Source organism: Gilliamella apicola (genome assembly GCF_003202655.1).
Taxonomy (GTDB): domain Bacteria; phylum Pseudomonadota; class Gammaproteobacteria; order Enterobacterales; family Orbaceae; genus Gilliamella; species Gilliamella apicola_R.
Genome location: NZ_QGLR01000013.1, coordinates 133,363 through 151,697, shown reverse-complemented (window position 1 = coordinate 151,697; position 18,335 = coordinate 133,363). Strand labels below are relative to the sequence as shown.

General features: G+C 36.6%; 22 protein-coding genes and 1 other RNA gene. 6 read left to right on the top strand and 17 right to left on the bottom strand.

Going from position 1 to position 18,335, the window contains the following annotated elements; genetic code table 11:
- Positions 1–6: 6 nt before the first annotated feature.
- Both DKK70_RS12020 and DKK70_RS12015 read left to right on the top strand, forming a co-directional pair.
- Entirely contained in the window at positions 7–864 is an 858-nt protein-coding gene (locus DKK70_RS12020; protein WP_065578474.1) for a class II fructose-bisphosphate aldolase, read from the top strand.
- An 11-nt stretch (positions 865–875) separates the two neighbouring features.
- Positions 876–1,484 carry a zeta toxin family protein gene (locus DKK70_RS12015; RefSeq protein WP_110434229.1) on the top strand — a complete coding sequence of 203 codons (609 nt, stop codon included), beginning with the start codon at positions 876–878 and terminating at the stop codon, positions 1,482–1,484.
- A gap of 31 nt (positions 1,485–1,515) precedes the next feature.
- On the opposite strand, the gene DKK70_RS12010 is transcribed toward DKK70_RS12015, so the two are convergent.
- The 13 genes from DKK70_RS12010 to DKK70_RS11950 form a co-directional block, all read right to left on the bottom strand.
- Positions 1,516–2,055 (bottom strand): 5-formyltetrahydrofolate cyclo-ligase, encoded by a 540-nt coding sequence (locus tag DKK70_RS12010; RefSeq protein ID WP_110434228.1) that lies wholly within the window; start codon positions 2,053–2,055, stop codon positions 1,516–1,518.
- Between the two features lie 28 nt (positions 2,056–2,083).
- A non-coding RNA gene (ssrS, locus tag DKK70_RS12005) (6S RNA) lies at positions 2,084–2,266 on the bottom strand.
- A 50-nt stretch (positions 2,267–2,316) separates the two neighbouring features.
- A complete protein-coding gene (gene zapA / locus DKK70_RS12000; protein WP_110434227.1) occupies positions 2,317–2,616 on the bottom strand; it encodes a cell division protein ZapA in 300 nt (99 codons plus the stop codon).
- Positions 2,617–2,623: 7 nt separating this feature from the next.
- The gene (gene dxs / locus DKK70_RS11995) at positions 2,624–4,489 is read right to left on the bottom strand and encodes a 1-deoxy-D-xylulose-5-phosphate synthase (RefSeq protein WP_375334988.1); all 1,866 of its coding nucleotides are present in this window, start codon (positions 4,487–4,489) and stop codon (positions 2,624–2,626) included.
- A gap of 12 nt (positions 4,490–4,501) precedes the next feature.
- A complete protein-coding gene (ispA, locus tag DKK70_RS11990) occupies positions 4,502–5,371 on the bottom strand; it encodes a (2E,6E)-farnesyl diphosphate synthase (protein WP_110434225.1) in 870 nt (289 codons plus the stop codon).
- Complete coding sequence (xseB, locus tag DKK70_RS11985) at positions 5,364–5,609, bottom strand: exodeoxyribonuclease VII small subunit (protein WP_034882697.1); 246 nt, start codon at positions 5,607–5,609, stop codon at positions 5,364–5,366. Before xseB ends, ispA begins: the two co-directional genes overlap by 8 nt.
- 140 nt (positions 5,610–5,749) lie before the next feature.
- Complete coding sequence (gene rmuC, locus DKK70_RS11980) at positions 5,750–7,048, bottom strand: DNA recombination protein RmuC (RefSeq protein ID WP_375334991.1); 1,299 nt, start codon at positions 7,046–7,048, stop codon at positions 5,750–5,752.
- A 77-nt stretch (positions 7,049–7,125) separates the two neighbouring features.
- A complete protein-coding gene (epmA, locus tag DKK70_RS11975; protein ID WP_110434223.1) occupies positions 7,126–8,112 on the bottom strand; it encodes an elongation factor P--(R)-beta-lysine ligase in 987 nt (328 codons plus the stop codon).
- A gap of 50 nt (positions 8,113–8,162) precedes the next feature.
- The gene (gene mdoH, locus DKK70_RS11970; RefSeq protein ID WP_181416000.1) at positions 8,163–10,523 is read right to left on the bottom strand and encodes a glucans biosynthesis glucosyltransferase MdoH; all 2,361 of its coding nucleotides are present in this window, start codon (positions 10,521–10,523) and stop codon (positions 8,163–8,165) included.
- Between the two features lie 20 nt (positions 10,524–10,543).
- Positions 10,544–12,100: a glucan biosynthesis protein G gene (locus tag DKK70_RS11965; RefSeq protein ID WP_110434221.1), complete on the bottom strand. Its 1,557-nt coding sequence runs from the start codon at positions 12,098–12,100 to the stop codon at positions 10,544–10,546.
- Positions 12,101–12,123: 23 nt separating this feature from the next.
- A complete protein-coding gene (locus DKK70_RS11960; protein WP_110434220.1) occupies positions 12,124–12,780 on the bottom strand; it encodes a hypothetical protein in 657 nt (218 codons plus the stop codon).
- A 170-nt stretch (positions 12,781–12,950) separates the two neighbouring features.
- Complete coding sequence (locus DKK70_RS11955) at positions 12,951–13,193, bottom strand: YecH family metal-binding protein (protein ID WP_110434219.1); 243 nt, start codon at positions 13,191–13,193, stop codon at positions 12,951–12,953.
- Positions 13,194–13,372: 179 nt separating this feature from the next.
- Positions 13,373–15,316 (bottom strand): exoribonuclease II, encoded by a 1,944-nt coding sequence (locus tag DKK70_RS11950; RefSeq protein WP_110434218.1) that lies wholly within the window; start codon positions 15,314–15,316, stop codon positions 13,373–13,375.
- A 122-nt stretch (positions 15,317–15,438) separates the two neighbouring features.
- Here DKK70_RS11950 and DKK70_RS11945 point away from each other — a divergent pair, with 122 nt between their 5' ends.
- Positions 15,439–16,188 (top strand): alpha/beta fold hydrolase, encoded by a 750-nt coding sequence (locus DKK70_RS11945; protein WP_110434217.1) that lies wholly within the window; start codon positions 15,439–15,441, stop codon positions 16,186–16,188.
- 46 nt (positions 16,189–16,234) lie between these two features.
- Here DKK70_RS11945 and DKK70_RS17070 read toward each other — a convergent pair whose 3' ends face one another.
- The 3 genes from DKK70_RS17070 to DKK70_RS17275 are packed head-to-tail and all read right to left on the bottom strand — an operon-like array spanning position 16,235 to position 16,921.
- On the bottom strand, positions 16,235–16,567 hold the full coding sequence (locus DKK70_RS17070; protein WP_258363949.1) for an HAD family hydrolase: 333 nt from the start codon (positions 16,565–16,567) through the stop codon (positions 16,235–16,237).
- Positions 16,568–16,584: 17 nt separating this feature from the next.
- A complete protein-coding gene (locus DKK70_RS17065) occupies positions 16,585–16,830 on the bottom strand; it encodes a hypothetical protein (protein WP_219999771.1) in 246 nt (81 codons plus the stop codon).
- Positions 16,796–16,921, bottom strand: a complete 126-nt coding sequence (locus DKK70_RS17275; RefSeq protein ID WP_258363945.1) for an HAD family hydrolase — start codon at positions 16,919–16,921, stop codon at positions 16,796–16,798. The genes DKK70_RS17065 and DKK70_RS17275 overlap by 35 nt, the downstream gene beginning before the upstream one ends.
- Before the next feature lie 229 nt (positions 16,922–17,150).
- Between DKK70_RS17275 and DKK70_RS11935 the strand changes: the two genes are divergently transcribed.
- From DKK70_RS11935 to DKK70_RS11925, 3 genes are all read left to right on the top strand, one after another.
- Positions 17,151–17,327 (top strand): helix-turn-helix domain-containing protein, encoded by a 177-nt coding sequence (locus DKK70_RS11935; RefSeq protein WP_181415999.1) that lies wholly within the window; start codon positions 17,151–17,153, stop codon positions 17,325–17,327.
- A gap of 80 nt (positions 17,328–17,407) precedes the next feature.
- Positions 17,408–17,758 carry a LysR substrate-binding domain-containing protein gene (locus DKK70_RS11930; protein ID WP_110434215.1) on the top strand — a complete coding sequence of 117 codons (351 nt, stop codon included), beginning with the start codon at positions 17,408–17,410 and terminating at the stop codon, positions 17,756–17,758.
- Positions 17,759–17,779: 21 nt separating this feature from the next.
- A complete protein-coding gene (locus DKK70_RS11925; protein WP_110434214.1) occupies positions 17,780–17,959 on the top strand; it encodes a hypothetical protein in 180 nt (59 codons plus the stop codon).
- 49 nt (positions 17,960–18,008) lie between these two features.
- Here DKK70_RS11925 and DKK70_RS11920 read toward each other — a convergent pair whose 3' ends face one another.
- Entirely contained in the window at positions 18,009–18,335 is a 327-nt protein-coding gene (locus DKK70_RS11920; RefSeq protein ID WP_146210879.1) for a type IV pilus modification PilV family protein, read from the bottom strand.

The window sequence follows — 18,335 nt, the reverse complement described above, 5'->3', positions numbered from 1 at the left end:
AAAGTTATGTACACTACACTCAAGGCAGTAACCGAATTAGCGACTAAACTTAATTTTACTGTTGGCGCATTTAACACGCATAATTTAGAAATGCTACCCGACATGCTTCGAGCTGCGAAAGAGGTTGGCGCACCGATTATTATCCAGACAAGTGTTGATACCGCTCGTTATATTGGTTTTAAAGTTTTGGTCAATACCATAAAAGCCATCGCTGATGAAGAAATTGTCGATGCGGTTTTGCACCTTGATCATGCTAAAAATTTTGATGATATCAAACAGGCGATTGATAGTGGATTTACCTCGGTTATGTTTGACGGCTCATCCTTACCGTTTAAAGAGAATATACTAAAAACTCGAGCTGTGGTTGAATATGCCCATGCTCGAGGTGTGTCGGTAGAAGGCGAGCTTGGTACTATTGGTGGCACAGAGGAGGGCATTCACGTTGAAGTTAACGATAAAGTTTACACTCGGCCTAGTGATGCTTTGGCCTTTGTACAGGCCACGGGGATTGATGCTTTAGCGGTAGCAATCGGGACTAATCATGGTCAGTTTAAATCGAAAACTGAAGTCAACATTCCGTTACTTAAAGAGATTCATGCAATGGTTGATATTCCATTGGTTATTCACGGTGGTACCGGTGTAAAGGAGGAAGATTACCCTGAGCTGATTAACAACGGCATTCGTAAATTCAATGTTGGTACAGAGTTATTAGTTAATTGGACACAAGTAGCTAAAGATCAGTTTGCTCAAACTGAAGTTAATAAGTCGCTAAGACATAATGTGATTCCTGCTAATCAAGCAGTTAAAGATATTGTCAAACATAAAATGAGTTTGTTTCTCAATGTAAATCAACGTATTAACTAAGGTAATCTTACATGCCAAAATATCTGATCTTACTTGCTGGAGGTCCTTGTACCGGAAAAACATATTTGATCCATCTATTGCAGCAACAATTTAACAACAGTTTGCTGTTGACGCCCGATGAAGCAAAGGAGTTGTATGCCGACTCGGTGGGGTTTAATTCGCTTGCTGAGAAAAATGCCTTAGAACAAAAAGTTTGGCATTTTTATTACGGGGTGTTGCAGTGGTATATGGATGCCGGCAAGAAGATCATTATTTCGGAATATCCATTTAGCGATAAGCAAAAAAATCAATTAAACGATTTTGCCAATCGCTACCATTATCAGGTAATAACCATTCGCTTGGTGGCTAATTTTGATATTCTTTGGCAACGCCGATATAAGCGTGATCGCTCTTTAGAACGTCATTTATCGCATATTATGACCCACTATCATTATGGTGACGAATTAGCTGATCGTAATCTTGCCGATGATTTGATAACCAAAGAAAAGTTTTATCAAATTTGCCATGATAGACAATATGATAAATTTGCATTAGGGACATTGTTTGAAATGAATGTAGATGATTTTAGCAAAGTAAATTATGCTGATTTATTGAATAAATTGAAAAAGATTATCACCTAATGCAATATAGAGGACGAATTACCTTTAGCCTTTAAGCATAAATAATTTCAGGTAGCTTAATGTCCCAAGGTTGATTATCGAGTTTTGCCACTTTTTGGCAGGCAAAAGCCAATCCAATCGGTAAGATTTGCTGCTTTTGGTAATTGGCTAATGCTCGGTCATAATAGCCGCCACCCATCCCCATGCGATAACCGCGTTCGTCAAAAGCCACCAGTGGGGTAAAGACAATATCAAGTTGCTCTATCGTTATGCTACTTGTTTCATCGATTGCCGGTTGTAAAATGCCGAATTTATTTTTTATCAATGGAGTCTTCGGCGAGTAATTTAAAAAGAGTAGTTGATGATCAGCAACAGGTACCGGTAAATAGACCGATTTGTTTTGTTGCCATAGATATTCAATAATCGGTTTGGTATCGACTTCACCATCAAATGATAAAAATATCGCAATATGTTGCGCTTGGCTTACGGCTGGATGGTTTTTGATTTTTTGATAGATAATGGTTTGCGCGTTATTGCGTTGTGCCAGTGATAATTCACGTCTTTTTTGACGGATTGATTGCCGAATATTCATGGTTTTTCTTTTGAAAGAAAGTGAGATGAAAGACTCCAAGATGTCGTTAGGGTCGTAACCCTTGAACCCGAAGTTCAAGGTGAACAGCATGTTTTAATTTTTAGGTTTCCTAAATCAATTAGGCATACACACCAATTAAAAAGCATACCATTCTAAATTAAAGATTATCGGCTCAGGGGACTAACCCATATCGCGAACATCTCAGAGATGTTTACTATAATACAAAATTTTAAAAATCATACAATAGCATTTGTTGATTATTTACATTAAATCAGACGAACTGTTGATATTTAAAGCAGAATCTAGTAACTGTTGTAGCATCTTTAATCGATTGGCAAATTCGTCGCTCTTTTCTTTTTCTTTAGTTAGTTCGTAAGACAAATTTAGTGCAGCAGTCATGATGAGTTGATCGCTACCAATTTGAGGTGATTTTTCACGTAATTTTATTAAGCGCGCATCTAAATCTTTTGCCGCATTTGTAAGTGCGTCAACTTCCTCGACTGGGCAATTAAACTTTAACGTTCGCCCAAAAATCTGAACAGTGACAGCTTGATTTTCCATATTTAACCTATAATTTTCTAAATTTGTTAATTTTGTCAATAATATGTTTAGCGTTTAACCCGAGTTCGTCGCGCATCTCTTGTTGCGAGCCTTGTGGGATAAAAACATCAGGCAATCCGATATTTAAAATATCACATTTTATTTTTTTCGATAACAAAAATTCATTGACGGCGCTTCCAGCTCCACCTTTGATACTATTTTCTTCGATGGTGACAAGTATATTATGGCTTTGGCTAATGTGCAAAAGGACTTTTTCGTCAAGCGGTTTAACAAAACGCATATCTATCACTGTAGCATTGATTTGTTCGGCCGCGTGTAAAACTTCTGGCAGTAATGTGCCAAAATTGAGTAAAGCGATGCTTTCACCGGTACGGCAAAGTTTGGCTTGTCCTAGCGGTATGGCTGTTAATGGCGCTAAGTGTGCACCAATGCCTTCCCCGCGTGGATAGCGTACTGCTGTTGGTCCATTGTGCAAATAACCGGTATAGAGCATTTGTCGGCATTCGTTTTCGTCACTTGGTGTCATGATGACCAAGTTTGGGATACAGCGTAAGAAGCTTAAATCGAATGCGCCTTGGTGGGTTTCGCCGTCTGCCCCGACAATACCTGCACGGTCGATAGCGATTAGAACAGGTAAGTTTTGGATGGCAATATCATGGATGACTTGATCATACGCCCGTTGCAAGAAAGTCGAATAGATAGCAACTACTGGCTTTAATCCACTAATGGCAAAACCAGCCGCTAACGTCACGGCATGTTGTTCGGCTATAGCGACATCAAAGAATTGTTTAGGGAAACATTTAGCAAATTCGGTCATGCCAGAACCTTCGCTCATTGCTGGAGTGATTGCCATTAAGCGGCTGTCGTGCTCAGCTATTTCACACAGCCAATCACCAAATATTTTGGAATAGGTTGGGGCAATTTTATTGGCCTTAGGTAATACCCCTTCATTCGGATTAAATTTTGGTACACCATGCCATAAGGTAGGGTTTTGTTCGGCAGGCGCATAACCTTTACCTTTTTGGGTGATAACATGTAGTAATTGTGGCCCCTTCAGTTGTCTAACTTTTTGTAGGGTGGCAACTAATGTTCCAACATCATGTCCATCAACTGGACCAATATAGTTAAAGCCTAATTCTTCAAATAAAATAGCGGGGGTAACCAGACCCTTAAGATGCTCTTCGGTTTTTTTGAATAACTCTTTTAACGGTGGAATATTCGAAAGTACTTTTTTACCGCTTTCTCGAAGTGAGGTGTAGGCCTTACTTGATAATATTTGTGCTAAATGTTGATTAAGAGCACCGGTGTTTTCCGAAATGGACATATCGTTGTCATTAACGATAACTAGCATGTCAGGTTTGATGTGCCCAGCATGGTTCATTGCCTCAAAGGCCATGCCAGCAGTTAATGCACCATCACCAATAATGGCGGCAACTTTTTGGCCTGATTGTTTTTTTTGTTCAGCAATAGCTATACCCAGTGCGGCACTGATTGAGGTTGAGGAGTGCCCAGTAGTTAAGACATCATATTCGCTTTCATTGCGGTGCGGAAAAGGGTGTAATCCCCCTTTTTGGCGAATAGTTAACATCTGATCGCGTCGACCAGTTAAAATTTTATGTGGGTAAGCTTGGTGACCTACGTCCCAGATAATTTTGTCAAATGGCGTTTGATAGACGTAATGTAACGCCACGGTTAATTCAACCACACCAAGACCTGATGCTAAATGACCGCTAGATTGACTGACACTGTCTAATAAAAATTGTCGTAATTCCTGACTAATTGCTGACAATTGTGACAGCGGATAGCGCCGAAGATCCGCTGGTGAATTGATTTGCTTTAATAGAGGAAATTTGTCTAAATTCATTTTTACCATCTAGTTATTAAGTTAACTATTCCGATTAATTATAAAACCAGCAAGGTCTTTTAATGGTTGGTTATTATAAGGTATTTGCGTTAGGCTATCGATAGCTTGTTGATATAACTTCTGGGTCATTTCGATTGCGTTTTGTAATCCAACCAATGCTGGATAAGTACTTTTTTCTAGCGCCATATCGGAGCCTTGTGGTTTACCCATCAATTCTTGTTCACCAATGACATCTAAGATGTCATCTTGTATCTGAAATGCTAGTCCAATCGCTTGGGCATAGTTGTCTAAGTTTTGGTAATAAGGTTTAGCTTCCTCTCCACTGGCATAAGCACCGAGCCGAACTGCCGCTTGAATTAAGGCACCAGTTTTATGGTTGTGGATATTTTGTAAATGCTCTAACGTGACTTTTTGCTGTTCTGCTTGTAAGTCAAGTGACTGTCCCAAACACATACCGGCAATGCCACTGGCTCTTGCCAGTTCACTAATCATTTTAATTTTACTTTGGTTGTCAATATGCTGGTTTTCGGATAATAAGCTAAACGCTAATGATTGTAAGGCATCACCAGCGAGGATAGCCTCTGCTTGGCCAAATTGTATGTGGCAAGTTGGTTTTCCTCGTCTTAGATTATCATTATCCATTGCCGGTAAATCATCATGAATTAACGAATAAGTATGCATTGATTCAATAGCCGCGGCTACTGAATCAAGTTTCATTAAAGGACAATTGAACATTTGCCCAGTTAAATAGACCAGTATAGGGCGTATTCGTTTGCCGCCAGCAAGCAGACTGTAGCTCATTGCTTGTTGCAAATTAGATGGCGAAAACTGCGATATATACGTTGCTAAGTAGTTATCAATGCGTTCTTGTAATGGTTTTAAGCTATTCATTGTTATCAATGGCAAATTCAGATAATTGGGCATCACTATTTTCAGACAATAAAATTTGGATACGTTGTTCGGCTTCATTAAGCTGTTTTTGACCAGAACGAGCTAATTTGATGCCTTTTTCGAACTCATTTAATGCTTCATCTAATGGTAAATCGCCATTTTCAAGTTGAGTGACAATCGCTTCAAGTTGTTTGATAGTTTCTTCAAAACTGGTTTCTTTATCTTGTTTTTTTGTCATATCGTACTCCTTCTTGTGTTAAATGAGTATACACGTATTTTTTATGCTGGTGAATTAAGCTGTTTAAACTATGTTTGAACTATGTTTAAACTAAATGATTAATTTAACTAACACCTGTTATCTGCAAATTAATGGTTAATTTATTGAATTTCGGTAGAAGAATGGTTCTCTTCTGTTTCACTTTCAAGTTCATCAACGGATAGCTGAGCGATATCGGGATTAATCGGTTTTTTTACTTCAATTCCTAATTCTCTAAAGCGTTCTATTTGACCAATAACGTTACCTCGTCCCTTAGCGAGTTTGTTCATTGAGTTTTGATAAGTCTGTTGAGCTTTATCCAAACAGTTACCCAGATTTTCCATATCTTCGATAAAACCGCGCACTTTGTCATATAATTTACTGGCTCTATCGGCTATAAGTTCTGCATTCCGATTTTGGTATTCAAAACGCCATAAATTATGAATGGTTCGTAAGGCAACCAATAGTGTGGTTGGGCTAACAATCATTATATTGTTTTTTAATGCATCATTAATCAATGATGGATCTTGATCGATGGCGGATAAAAACGCCGGTTCGACAGGAATAAACATTAAAACATAATCTAATGATTGAATACCATTTAGCTTATGGTAATCTTTTTGGCTAAGTTGCCTTAAGTGATTACGCACGGCAATTAAATGGTCTGAAATGGCTCTGCTTTTGGTCTCTTCATCATCACTATTAAAATAACGTTCATAAGCCACTAAGGTAACTTTGGAGTCAATGACCACATCCCCACCTTGTGGTAAATGTACAATTACATCTGGTTGCAATCGGCGATTATCCTCATTAGTCAGATTAACTTGAGTGTGATATTCATAACCTTGACGTAATCCGGAATTATCTAAAATTTGACTAAGAATAAACTCTCCCCAATTGCCTTGGGTTTTGTTATTGCCTTTTAAGGCATTGGTTAAGTTGTTGGCCTCTTTTGTCATTAGCTCGTTGAGCTGTTGTAAGTTTCGAATTTCATGGGTTAGGGTATGTCGCTCTTTGGCTTCTTGTCCAAAACTGTCTTGAACTTGCTTTTTAAAACCTTCTAATTGTTGTTTAAGTGGCGAGAGTAAAAATTCTAAACTTTGTTTATTTTGTTGTTCAATTCTTTTGCCACTGTGTTCAAAAATTCGATTAGCTAAATTTTCAAACTGTGTGGTTAATCGCTGCTCACTTTGTTCTAAAACTGTCTGTTTTTCGTGAGCGGCATTAATGATCTCCTCTAAGCGAGTTTTTAATTCACTAATTTTGATATTTTGGGCGACATTTTGCTGTTGGTATTGATTTAACTCTTGTTTTAATTGCGAGATTTCGATTAATAAATTTTGATTTTCTTGCTTTTTTTGATTAATTTGTACATCAAACAAGGCCTGTATATTACTCGTTTTAAATTGCGCTTTTAGCATAGCAATAAATAAAATGCCGGCGATTATGGCGATCATTATCGCTAGCCATTCACTTAAGCCTAAACTTCCTAGCATTATTAAGCCCTTTCAAAAGTGAATGAAATCACATCATCTAAATTCATGGCATCAAGTGCCAACATAATTAAACGGTCAAGACCAACGGCAACGCCAGCACAATCTGGTAAACCGGCTTCCATTGCCGCGATTAATTCAATATCAATGTTTTGTGGTGGTAAATTTTGATTTGCCCGATCGATATTATTTTGTTCGAAACGCATTTTTTGTTCTTGTGGATTGGTTAGTTCTTTAAAGCCATTAGCTAGTTCAACGCCTTTATAGTAAAATTCAAAACGGCTTGCCACACGGTGATCTTCAGGACTGATCGCCGCTAAAGCCGCTTGTGAGGCAGGGAAGTTATAAACCGCAATCGGTTTCTCTTGACCAATATGTGGTTCGACACCAAAACTAAATAGACACTGTAATAAGGTGTCGCGATCATAATCGTCGCTATTGAGTTCGATATTCAGTTGTTTCATCGCCTCAACTAAGGTGGCATGATCAGCTTCTAATGGATCGATATTAAGATGACGTTGAAATGCTTTTTGGTAAGAGATGCGTTCCGCCGGTTCACAATCAAGAACAGTTTGCAATAAATCATCGACTTCGTTGATCATTTGCATCATATCAAATTGAATACGATACCATTCAAGCATAGTAAATTCGGGATTATGATATCGACTTACTTCTTCATGATTACGAAAACATTTACAGATCTGATAAATAGGCCCACTACCAGCTGCTAATAAACGCTTCATATGATATTCCGGACTGGTGATTAGTGACATTTTTTGCCCTTGTTGCTCATCGGTTTCACCAGGTTTTAAAAACAAGGTATGAAATGAACTAAGATGAACATCTGTTACTGCATATTGGCTTAAAGTTGGCGTCTCGACTTCTAATATACAGCGATCTGCGAAAAACTGTCTTACTTTAGATACAATTTTAGCGCGCTTAAGTAAATTATTAATTGATGCAGTAGGTTGCCAAGTCATAACAATATCCATGGAATTCGATTAATTACTAAAGGAAGAAATAGGGCATCTAGCCCTATCTCTTATTGCTGGCATTCATTTTGCCATAATGTGAACAGTTTGTCGTATTTTTCTTGCTGACGCCAGATATGGCGATGAAGGGCAGCAAGAATAAATGGATCTTCTAAAATCGCTAATTGTTGTTCTTTATTGATTTTTTCTAGATCAACTTGTTGATAATGGTTAATAAGCTGTTCGCGCAACTGTTGATTTTTTGAGTTGCTTAGATGACGAGAAGTCGATAATGCACAGGCTAATGCATTATAAATAGGATCGACAAGTGCCATAATAAAACCATGTTCAACAAAAGCGGCTTCAGTTCGGACTAAATAATCACCGGTTAGTTTTACCGCTCGTGACGGATGGGTTTCCTCAGGTGTTAAAAATAGCCCCGCTTTTTTGGCTTGCATACCAATACTTGATAAGCCAGAAACACGAATCACTAATGGCGAAATGATTAATGGGATTAATATTGCTATATACCAATAGGTAAATTGGGGATTTAACCAAATAATCACACATAACCAGATAATTCCTAATATTGATAATGGCCAACAGAAGTAGAATGATTCACCCCAAGTTAAGGCATCATCATTTCTTGCCGGGGACTTCCATTGAATTTTGCTACCAAGCCAAGCTTTAATCACAAATTTACTGTGGAAGATCATGCGGATTGGGGCAAGAATCATCGACCATACCATTTCGATCAGAATCGATAAGGTTAATTTAAATATCCCCCCGACGTCTTTAGCACCAGTTCGAGCGATTATAATACCGTAACTAAACAGTTTGGGGGCAAAGAGTAATACCATTGTGGTAGAAAGTAGCTGAATAGCTAATTGTTCGTCCCACCTTGGCCAGGTTGGATAAAATTGATTAGGTTGGAAGAAGTATTGCGGTTCGGAAATATTAAACACTAATAATAACAGTGTGGAGAAAAACAAGAAGATTAACCACAATAATGATGAAATATAGGCCATTCCGCTGGTAAAAAACATCACTCTATGGGTTAAAGTAATACCACTTTTGAAAATCAATCGAAGATTAATCAAATTACCCATACACCAGCGATTATCACGTTTGAGATCTTCTATCATATTACCCGGTAGCTCTTCATAACTGCCATGCATATCGTAGGCAATCCATACCCCGTAACCAGCACGGCGCATTAAGGTTGCTTCGACCAGATCGTGCGATAAGATGTGCAGAGGCCCTTTACGCTTTTGCAGTGGTGATAAAATACAGTGTTCGATAAAGGGTTTTAGACGAATCATAGCATTGTGGCCCCAATATTGGGCTTCACTTAATTGCCAGAAGTGGGTGCCTGAGCAAAAAATATCGCTATATACTTGATTAGCAAATTGTTGAATACGACCGTATAAAGTTGTCATTCTGACCGATTTCGGTGGTGACTGTAAGATCCCCGCTGTTGGATTCATCTCCATCATGGCAATCATTTTTAAGATACAATCACCGGTCATAATACTATCAGCATCAAGAATCATCATATATTCATATTGATGTCCCCAACGACGGCAAAAGTCATCGATATTACCGCTTTTACGTTTTACGCGGCGTTTACGATGACGATAAAAGATATTACAACCGTTGTCAGCTTTCTTGGCGTTAAATTCAGCCCAAGCTTTTAATTCATTGACATAAAGATCGGGGTCGTTAGTATCACTAAGAATAAAAAAATCGCAGTATTGAGCATTGCCTGTTTCAACCAGTGATTCATAAGTTGCTTCAAGACCAGCAAACACTCGAGAAACATCCTCATTACAAATAGGCATGACTAATGCGGTACGGTGTTTAGTATCGATATGCTTAACCGGATCGTTAGGGATGGCAATTGTAAAACGATCTTTTTTAATCACTGCTAAAATCAGACCCATGACACTGGTCCAGAAACCGATAGAAATCCAACTGAAGAGGATAGCAAATAAGGCAATAATAAAACCTTGTATAATATAAGGAATAATACTGTAAATGGCGAGTTCGGGGTTGATATCCCAATTTGCCATAAAATTAATTTTTTCCCAGCTTTGATAAGGTAATAATGTTGCTAAGTAACTTGTGCCATAATAAGTTTGTACGGCAATAAGTACAAACATAATTAAACGACGAATAGTTGCGATGATATTCAGACTGGGTTTAAATTTTGCCTTATAACGTTCATTCCAGTTTTGTGGTTGGATAGAAACACGTTCAACTTTTGGATAAGTTGGTTGTTGTCGTCTTTCATCGTCAAAATCCTCTGTTTTGCCAACTTGATTGAGTCGATATTTTAGAAATTCAATATCATCCGTTGGCAAGTCATTGTTTCCCGATTGCTGACGCCAACTTTCGGCGTCAGATAGATTTTCAAAATAATCTTTTTTCATATTATATGTTGGTATTGTCATTATTGAGCAGGAAATTGCCCGCTCCAAGTTTCGGACAAGATCTCACCGGTTAATGATGCTAATTGAATACGAATGTCGGTCGTTTTTTTATTATCTTCAACATTGAAGCGCACAATCACTCGCCAACCTTGAGTTACAGAATTGTATTGTAGATCACTACTAACAATTGAACCGTTGGTAATACTAGATATAACTTTAACCGGTTTTTTATCCGATAAATTTGGGCCGACAAAATCAATTACATAAGCATTAGAGCCATCAAGTTTGCGAATCAAGTTTGCTTGTTTGATGTCACCTAACGATAAACGAGTACTTTCTGCTAAAGCAACATTTTTTGGATAGCGTTGTTTTTCGTTTAATGAATAGTGTAATCGATATTTGAAATCAAGCTTATCACCAGCTTTATATTGTTTCTCTGGAACCCAGAACGCAACAATATTGTCATTAGTTTCGTCAGCAGTTGGGATCTCAACGAGTTCAACCCGGCCTTTGTGCCAATTATTTAATATTTCCACCCAAACGCTAGGGCGTTGTTCGTAGTGATCATCAAGATCTTGATAATCATCAAAACCTTTGTCACGCTGAATTAAGCCAAAAGCTTTAGGGTTATCTAAGCTATAGGATGAGAAAGATAAGCGCTTAGGATTATTTAATGGCCGCCAAATCCACTCGTTATTAGCTACAATCGAGAGTCCATTCGAATCATGCATTGCCGGACGATAGTTTAAAATCGGCGATGGTTGATTAGGACCAAATAAGAACATACTAGTTAATGGTGCAACGCCGACTTTTTTGACTGAATCACGAAAGAATACTTTCCCTTCAACAGTAACCGTGGTATCAATACTAGGAACCAAAGTAATTTTATAAGCCCCTGTTACACTCTTAGAATCAAGTAAGGCATAAATCACTAAATGTTTTTGATTTGGCTCAGGTCGTTCAATCCAATACTCTTTAAAACGCGGAAACTCTTCACCTGACATCTCACCAGTGTCAATCGCAAGCCCACGAGCTGAAAGACCATAGCGTTGATCTTTACCAACTGCACGGAAGTAACTGCCACCTAATGCCGTAAATATTTCGTCATCGGTTTTCATTGGGTTATTAATTGGATAATGTACTTTAAATCCAGCAAAGCCAAGTTTTTTAGTATCTAAATTTTCTAAATGAATTTGGCTTAAATCAAAGTAATCTGGATTATATTTAATTTCATTAACTTGATTATTAACAATCTCATTAATTTTAACTGGCACGTCAAAATACATGCCTTCATGATAAAATTCGAGTTTGAAACGACTTTTACGATCGTTCCAATACGCTTTATCATGTTTGAAGTAAATTTTTTGATAATCGGCAAATTGCAGTGACGATAATTCACTAGGCAGATTTTTAGATGGTTGGACGTAAGCTTTTTTTGATAGTTTTTCTGCTTTAGTCACGACATCGTTGAAAGTAAAAGCCCATGAAGAAAAACTTAAGCAAGATAGAGATGCGATGCAAATAATCTTGCAAGTTAATGTTTTACTAAATCGACTAACAGGGGTTAAATTGTACATAAAAGACTCACTTGAGTAGGATATTATCTAAAAATTTTAAAGTAATTGATAATATTGTCTTTAGGGTTGCTTAAGCATTTTTCGATATAATCAGCCTTCATTTCTTGAAGAATCGTTGGATTTTCATCAATTAAAAAATGAGAATAATTATCTTTTAGAACCTTGGTTTTTAAGTCAGTCAAATCTTGTGCTGACATTTTAAATAATGGTTGATAACGTTTGGTTATATTATCGTTATCATCAGTATAGGTTGCGGCAACAAAATCCGCTGACCACTGACAGTAACTGTTAATATTCCCATCAGTTGGCGTAATTTTTTCCAACTCTTGATTATGTTCGGCTTTGTACTCATCAATTACTTTTTTGAGTTGAACGTCATATTTTAACTTATAGAATTCGTTAAGATAAAATTTTAACACGCAGGAAGATTGGTTACTATTATCTTTACAGTCCAAAATCCCGTGTTTGATTAAATAGCTATCAAAGTGTTTGTCACCAACTAGCTGGAGTAATTGCTTTTTTGCATCTACAACAAAAGGATTATTTTGTTCCGTTTGCTGTTTTAAATTTGTTAACTGATCCATATCAGTTTTGCTATTAGTTGAAGACATATTGTTTTTTACACAGCCTGCAACAAGAATAGAAACAATGGCACATGTAAAGAAATTAGCTATTTTCATATATCAAATTCCATGAACTTATTCTTGAGTTGTAATTTCAGGATGAGCAACTTATCACTTTTTAAGTGACGTAACTTTGTGAAATTATATACTCTTATTCTTTTAAAAAATACTAGATGATTATATTCATTTTGTAAAAAAGCACTAAAGATTCCTTTTATTTGTTGTCATTAATGCCGACATATTTTGCGAGTGTCGACAGTAAATTGTGAATCATTGGTTAGAGCTGGTTTAAATTTTCCTTTAGCTTTTAAAAAGGCAATAAGCTGTTCGGCATTCATATCAGATTGAGAACAGGTATGAAATCGAGCATCAGTACCAAATTTTTTATGGATAGCATCGAGTAAAGATGATTCGGTATAATCTTTTCCATCCATCATTTCTAACACTTCGTGACCATGAATAGACATCATTTTTCCTTTTCCAATAGTAGGTTAATCTGATTTTAATTTTTAGCGGTGCAAGATAACAGAAATCATCAATAAAAAAAAGAGGTTAAATGTTAAAAAAAACATTAAGAGATGATACTTTACCCCTGATAAGAATCAGAGGTAAAAACGGTAGTTTTGAAATCGTTAAATTGATTCAATAATTAGCTGTTTGTTTCACTCAATTTAACAATTACCGATTGATTTTCAGTTTTAACTTGATAGATTGCGACAGTGATTGCATCTGCGAGTTTATAGGCGATCTCATCATTTATTTTAATTAGCCCATCTTCAGGATAGGCGTTTACTTGATCACGAACCTTGTGAATCATTGACAGTGGTAAAAAAGCAAATGCGCCAATATCAGTTAAGCGAACCCGCGCACCGCCACGATTGATATCAACAATTTCCGCTGCAAATGTCTGATCTTGCTTATCTGATAAGTATTGACTGTAAAGATTTTCAGCAATATCGCGTTCAGCTAAGCGTAATTTTTTACGTCTATCTGACATGCTTTTTAATTGCTCGTTAGTTGGCGCCGTTATTGTTTGCCCTTTTAGTGACGCTTTGAGTAAACGATGGTTTATCATATCACCATATTTGCGAATTGGTGATGTCCAGGTTGCATAAGCTGTAAATCCTAAGCCAAAGTGTGGTTCTGGCGTTAATGAAAAATCCGCTGGAGTTTGGAATTTTCTTAACCTTGTCGATAGGAAGTCATTATCATCAATTAATCGACGTAATTTGACATATCCTGCAAATGTCATTAGTGATTCTTTGTCGAAATCAGTGATGCCATTATCGGCTAAGATTTTTAAGATCTGTTCAATGTATTTGCTATCAAAACCTGAATGGGTATTAAACACCCCCGAGCCTACTTTTTCTTGCAAATACATAGTTAGAGCTAAATTGGCAATAATCATCACTTCTTCAACAATATTATTACCAATACCACGTAATTCTTTAATGATATTTTTTACTTGGCGATTATCATCTAGTACGAATCGATAATCATTATTGGCTTTAAATACTAACGCATTTTGTTGTCGCCAATTTATACGTGCTTTTGCCAATTCTGATAGTAATCTAAGTTGTTTTTTTATCGTGGCGTCATCGATATTTAAATCACTTCGACCTTCTAAGAAATCAGAAACATTGTTGTAAGCAAGTTTAGCTTTCGATTCAATCCACGCCGGAGTGAAACTAATATCATCATTAGTAAATTGACCATTTTTATCAATGTTAATTTTGCAAACCATGGCTGGTCGTTTTTCATTGGCTTTTAATGAACATAGATTGTCCGCCAACTGTGTTGATAACATAGGAATATTAAAATCTGGTAGATAAGTGGTAAAGTTTCGAATTTTAGCGATGTTATCGACTTCACTATCTTGAGGAATATACGCTGTAGGGTCGGCGATGGCGATCATTAGCTGATAGTTACCGATCTCATCTTGGGAAATGGCAATGGCATCATCCATATCTTCGGTATTTTCATTATCAACCGTGAAAAATGGTACATCGGTTAACTCTTGACGATTTTCCTGTTCAGACTCTGATATTGTGAAAGCATCCTCTTGAGGCGCTTTATCTTCTAAATCGTAACGCGCCAAAGTTTTGAGCCATAATTGATAAATTGAATCAGAACTGGCGATAAATTTGGTTACTTCAGCAGAAAAATGATTTTTATCTTTTTCTAATGGATGTGATTGCAATGTAGCAACAACCCAATCACCTTCTTTTAATTTTTGTGCAACTTGCGGATTAACTTTACAGCGTATGGCAAAATTTGTTGGCATATTTTCTGGATAAATGACCATGGCGCGATCTAAAAAGCCGATTTTTCCAATAAATTTTTGTAAACTACTTTCAATTAATATTTCAGGTTCAAAGAACTCTTTATCATTATTCGTGATGATGGTTCCGGATACTTTATCACCATTGCATAACAGCTTCATTTTTGCAACCGGAATAAAATAATTGGTTTTATTATCTACATCAAGGAAACCAAAACCTTTTTCATGTGCTCGAACGATACCTTCAACACGCGGTTTTTGTTCGTATAATTCTTTTTTAAGTTGGGCTAATAGTGGGTTATTTTGAAACATAGGTCTTAATATTAATTGAAAAATTTAGATTAAATTCTATCATAGTTATGCTTGTTGGGGTTATTGAATTGTTGATCAATGACTTTCTATTAATCTAAATTACCATAAAAATAAGTGACATTATGAAATTACATTACAAAATACAAGGCGATAACCAAGCAATTTTGTTATTACATGGGCTATTTGGCAGCTTAGATAATTTGAATATGTTAGCTAAAGATCTGTCGATTAATTATCAGACTATTCAGATTGATTTGCGCAATCATGGGCAATCACCATGGTCAAATATAATGAACTATCAAGCTATGGCTGAGGATGTAGCCGAGTTATGCCATGATCTACAATTAGCAAATATCATCTTGATTGGTCATTCGATGGGGGGGAAAGTTGCTTTGCAACTAAGCCAATTAATTCCACAACAAATTGCTAAAATCTGTGCCATTGATATTGCACCGATTACCTATAGTCAAATTGCTAATATGCCTGTTATTAACGCGTTAACCCAATGTATTAATCAAGGATTAATCGATAAAGAACAGATTGCTGAAGTTATGCAACAATATGATTTAACTCCAGCAATAATTTCTTTTTTGCTTAAATCCTTTAAACACCAACGTTGGTTATTTAATGCTAATGTCATTATCCAACAATATGACAATATTTGCGATTGGCACCCCATTTCAGCTTGTGATATACCTACTTTATTTATTCGTGGGGGAAACTCTAACTATATTACTGATAAGGATTATCCTGCCATTTTTAGTCAATTTCCTAATGCACAAATTGAAACAGTAGCCGGCGCTAACCATAATGTTCATGCCGAAAAGACGCAAGAAGTCTTGCATCTTTTACATTCTTGGTTAATTGATTAAACTTTAATTGTATTTTTGCAGGTTAATCGATTTTTGATTGTGATCTTTATTTATTGTTTAAAAGGAGTTTATATTCATCATCCAACAATATAGCGTAATCACCGTCACTTAAAATTTTAACTTTCGAAAAATCAGCAATCGCGGTTTGCGCGCCATACTGGATTAGCTCTGTATCGCCTATTGCAACACAATAGGCGCCAGCCTTAATCGCCGAGGTTATGCCACTGATTGAATCTTCAAATACCAACGTTTCAGATGGTGATAGCATAAGGCGTTTTGCGCCAAGTAGATAAGGATCAGGAAATGGCTTGCCACGAGCAACATCATTGCGTTCGACAATCACAGAAATACAATTTTGAATGTTAAGCAATTCCATTATTCTATCTATTTTTCCCGCTAGCCACTGGTTACAATACCCACTCTAATATTAATAGCTGATAATGCTAATATTAATTGTGAAACACCGGGTATTGGATCATAATCGGCGTTATTCTCAGCATGCATAATATAGGCTTGCACACGTTGCTGATTTTCCAGTGACAGATGTCCAATAGGGGGGTTGATGGTGTGAGGACCGGGTTGTCCATGAATATGTTCACTAATATCATTATCCGTGACAGTGACTCCATATGCCAGCTTCAATCCATGCTTTTTCAATAACGCTATTTGAATCAATCAACACGCCATCCATATCAAATAAAACCGCTGAAATTTTTGTAATTGCCTTACTCATAAAATTTTATCCTAAGTTGTTAATCATAGCCGAGAGTTCAGCTATTTGCTTTGATAAATCGTTTGTTAAATAAAATGGAAAATTAATTTATAAAATTGGTTGTTTTTTAATTTTATATATAAATATTTTTTATATATAAACAGTGGTTGTTATTGAAAAGAATATAAACAGTAAGGTGAGTTATGTATAATGAAAAAAATGCACTATTTGATAACGTTCAGGAATGAATATGGAGATCGAAAAGAGGTTACTGCAAGCATTTGTTACGCTTGCAGAGGCAGGAAATTACCGTGTTGCTTCCGAACGCTTATTTTTAACGCAGCCAGCGCTAACCAAACAAATTCAAGCCATTGAAAGAGTTTTCGAACGAAAACTGTTTATTCGTGGTCGGAGTGTGCAAAATTAACTGGAGTAGGTAAAACGCTCTATCCTGAGGCGAAAAAGCTATTACAACAGCATCAGAAATTTTTATCATTCGCCAATAATATTAAAAAGACAACTACTGAAAGCCTATCAATTGGTTTTGGTATCTCTTGTTTTCAACATGTTCCCAAGTGGCTGCGAACTTTTTCAGATCAATATCCTGAGTGTCATATTGTGACCAAACAACTTTCTTCTAGTGAGCAAATTAATCAGTTAATGCAAGGTGAATTAGATATCGGTTTTGTACGTATGCCTGTGCCTGAATCATTACATTCAATTAGTTTATTTAAAGAGTATATCGTGCTGGCTGTACCAAATGAGGTGAAAGTGTGTTCGGGTAATATTAACGAGATACTGGCAACGCATCCATTATTGCAGATCAATCCAAGTTTGGCTCCTTGTTTAGCTGAATAAACAACATTATTGCTTGAGGAGATGAATGCTACGCTAAAACTGAGTGGTTCAACTAATGATCTTCCTACACTTTTAGCTTTAATTGCCGCCAAAAATGGAATTGCTTTTGTGCCAGCTAGTGTTTGTCATTTTTTACCTAAGGGGGTAAAACTTATTTCATTAGAATTAACGCAAACGGGATGGGATATTGCAGTAGTGTAGAATAAAAAAATAGACAATAAACAGCGCGATTTATTTTTAGACATGAATATTAATCACATAAAAAACGTTGTTGTTTAATCGTTTTGTGATGAATAGGGGTGACGCTAACAAAAACCATCTGACAAGACCTACCATAAGGTTGGCTATAAACTTGATATTGCCAATTATTCGGTATGATTTGCGGTACAGTATGAGGATAACTATCAAGTAAAGCAAAGGCAATTTGCTCCGCTTTAAACTGTTTTTGGAAATAGTGGTGTTGACTAATAATTGCGGTTAAATAACCACTAAAGCCTAGCATAATGATGGCAAACAGCAAGCAAGACAACATAACTTCAATTAAACTAAAACCAGCGATATTTTTGCGCTTTATCAT

Excerpts from the sequence above, each read along its gene's own strand:
- DKK70_RS12020 (WP_065578474.1), top strand. The coding sequence starts at position 7 with ATGTACACTACACTCAAGGCAGTAACCGAATTAGCGACTAAACTTAAT.
- DKK70_RS12015 (WP_110434229.1), top strand. The coding sequence starts at position 876 with ATGCCAAAATATCTGATCTTACTTGCTGGAGGTCCTTGTACCGGAAAA.
- DKK70_RS12010 (WP_110434228.1), bottom strand. The coding sequence starts at position 2,055 with ATGAATATTCGGCAATCAATCCGTCAAAAAAGACGTGAATTATCACTG.
- zapA (WP_110434227.1), bottom strand. The coding sequence starts at position 2,616 with ATGGAAAATCAAGCTGTCACTGTTCAGATTTTTGGGCGAACGTTAAAG.
- dxs (WP_375334988.1), bottom strand. The coding sequence starts at position 4,489 with ATGGTAAAAATGAATTTAGACAAATTTCCTCTATTAAAGCAAATCAAT.
- ispA (WP_110434225.1), bottom strand. The coding sequence starts at position 5,371 with ATGAATAGCTTAAAACCATTACAAGAACGCATTGATAACTACTTAGCA.
- xseB (WP_034882697.1), bottom strand. The coding sequence starts at position 5,609 with ATGACAAAAAAACAAGATAAAGAAACCAGTTTTGAAGAAACTATCAAA.
- rmuC (WP_375334991.1), bottom strand. The coding sequence starts at position 7,048 with ATGCTAAAAGCGCAATTTAAAACGAGTAATATACAGGCCTTGTTTGAT.
- epmA (WP_110434223.1), bottom strand. The coding sequence starts at position 8,112 with ATGGATATTGTTATGACTTGGCAACCTACTGCATCAATTAATAATTTA.
- mdoH (WP_181416000.1), bottom strand. The coding sequence starts at position 10,523 with ATGAAAAAAGATTATTTTGAAAATCTATCTGACGCCGAAAGTTGGCGT.
- DKK70_RS11965 (WP_110434221.1), bottom strand. The coding sequence starts at position 12,100 with ATGTACAATTTAACCCCTGTTAGTCGATTTAGTAAAACATTAACTTGC.
- DKK70_RS11960 (WP_110434220.1), bottom strand. The coding sequence starts at position 12,780 with ATGAAAATAGCTAATTTCTTTACATGTGCCATTGTTTCTATTCTTGTT.
- DKK70_RS11955 (WP_110434219.1), bottom strand. The coding sequence starts at position 13,193 with ATGATGTCTATTCATGGTCACGAAGTGTTAGAAATGATGGATGGAAAA.
- DKK70_RS11950 (WP_110434218.1), bottom strand. The coding sequence starts at position 15,316 with ATGTTTCAAAATAACCCACTATTAGCCCAACTTAAAAAAGAATTATAC.
- DKK70_RS11945 (WP_110434217.1), top strand. The coding sequence starts at position 15,439 with ATGAAATTACATTACAAAATACAAGGCGATAACCAAGCAATTTTGTTA.
- DKK70_RS17275 (WP_258363945.1), bottom strand. The coding sequence starts at position 16,921 with ATGAGTAAGGCAATTACAAAAATTTCAGCGGTTTTATTTGATATGGAT.
- DKK70_RS11935 (WP_181415999.1), top strand. The coding sequence starts at position 17,151 with ATGGAGATCGAAAAGAGGTTACTGCAAGCATTTGTTACGCTTGCAGAG.
- DKK70_RS11925 (WP_110434214.1), top strand. The coding sequence starts at position 17,780 with ATGAATGCTACGCTAAAACTGAGTGGTTCAACTAATGATCTTCCTACA.
- DKK70_RS11920 (WP_146210879.1), bottom strand. The coding sequence starts at position 18,335 with ATGATAAAGCGCAAAAATATCGCTGGTTTTAGTTTAATTGAAGTTATG.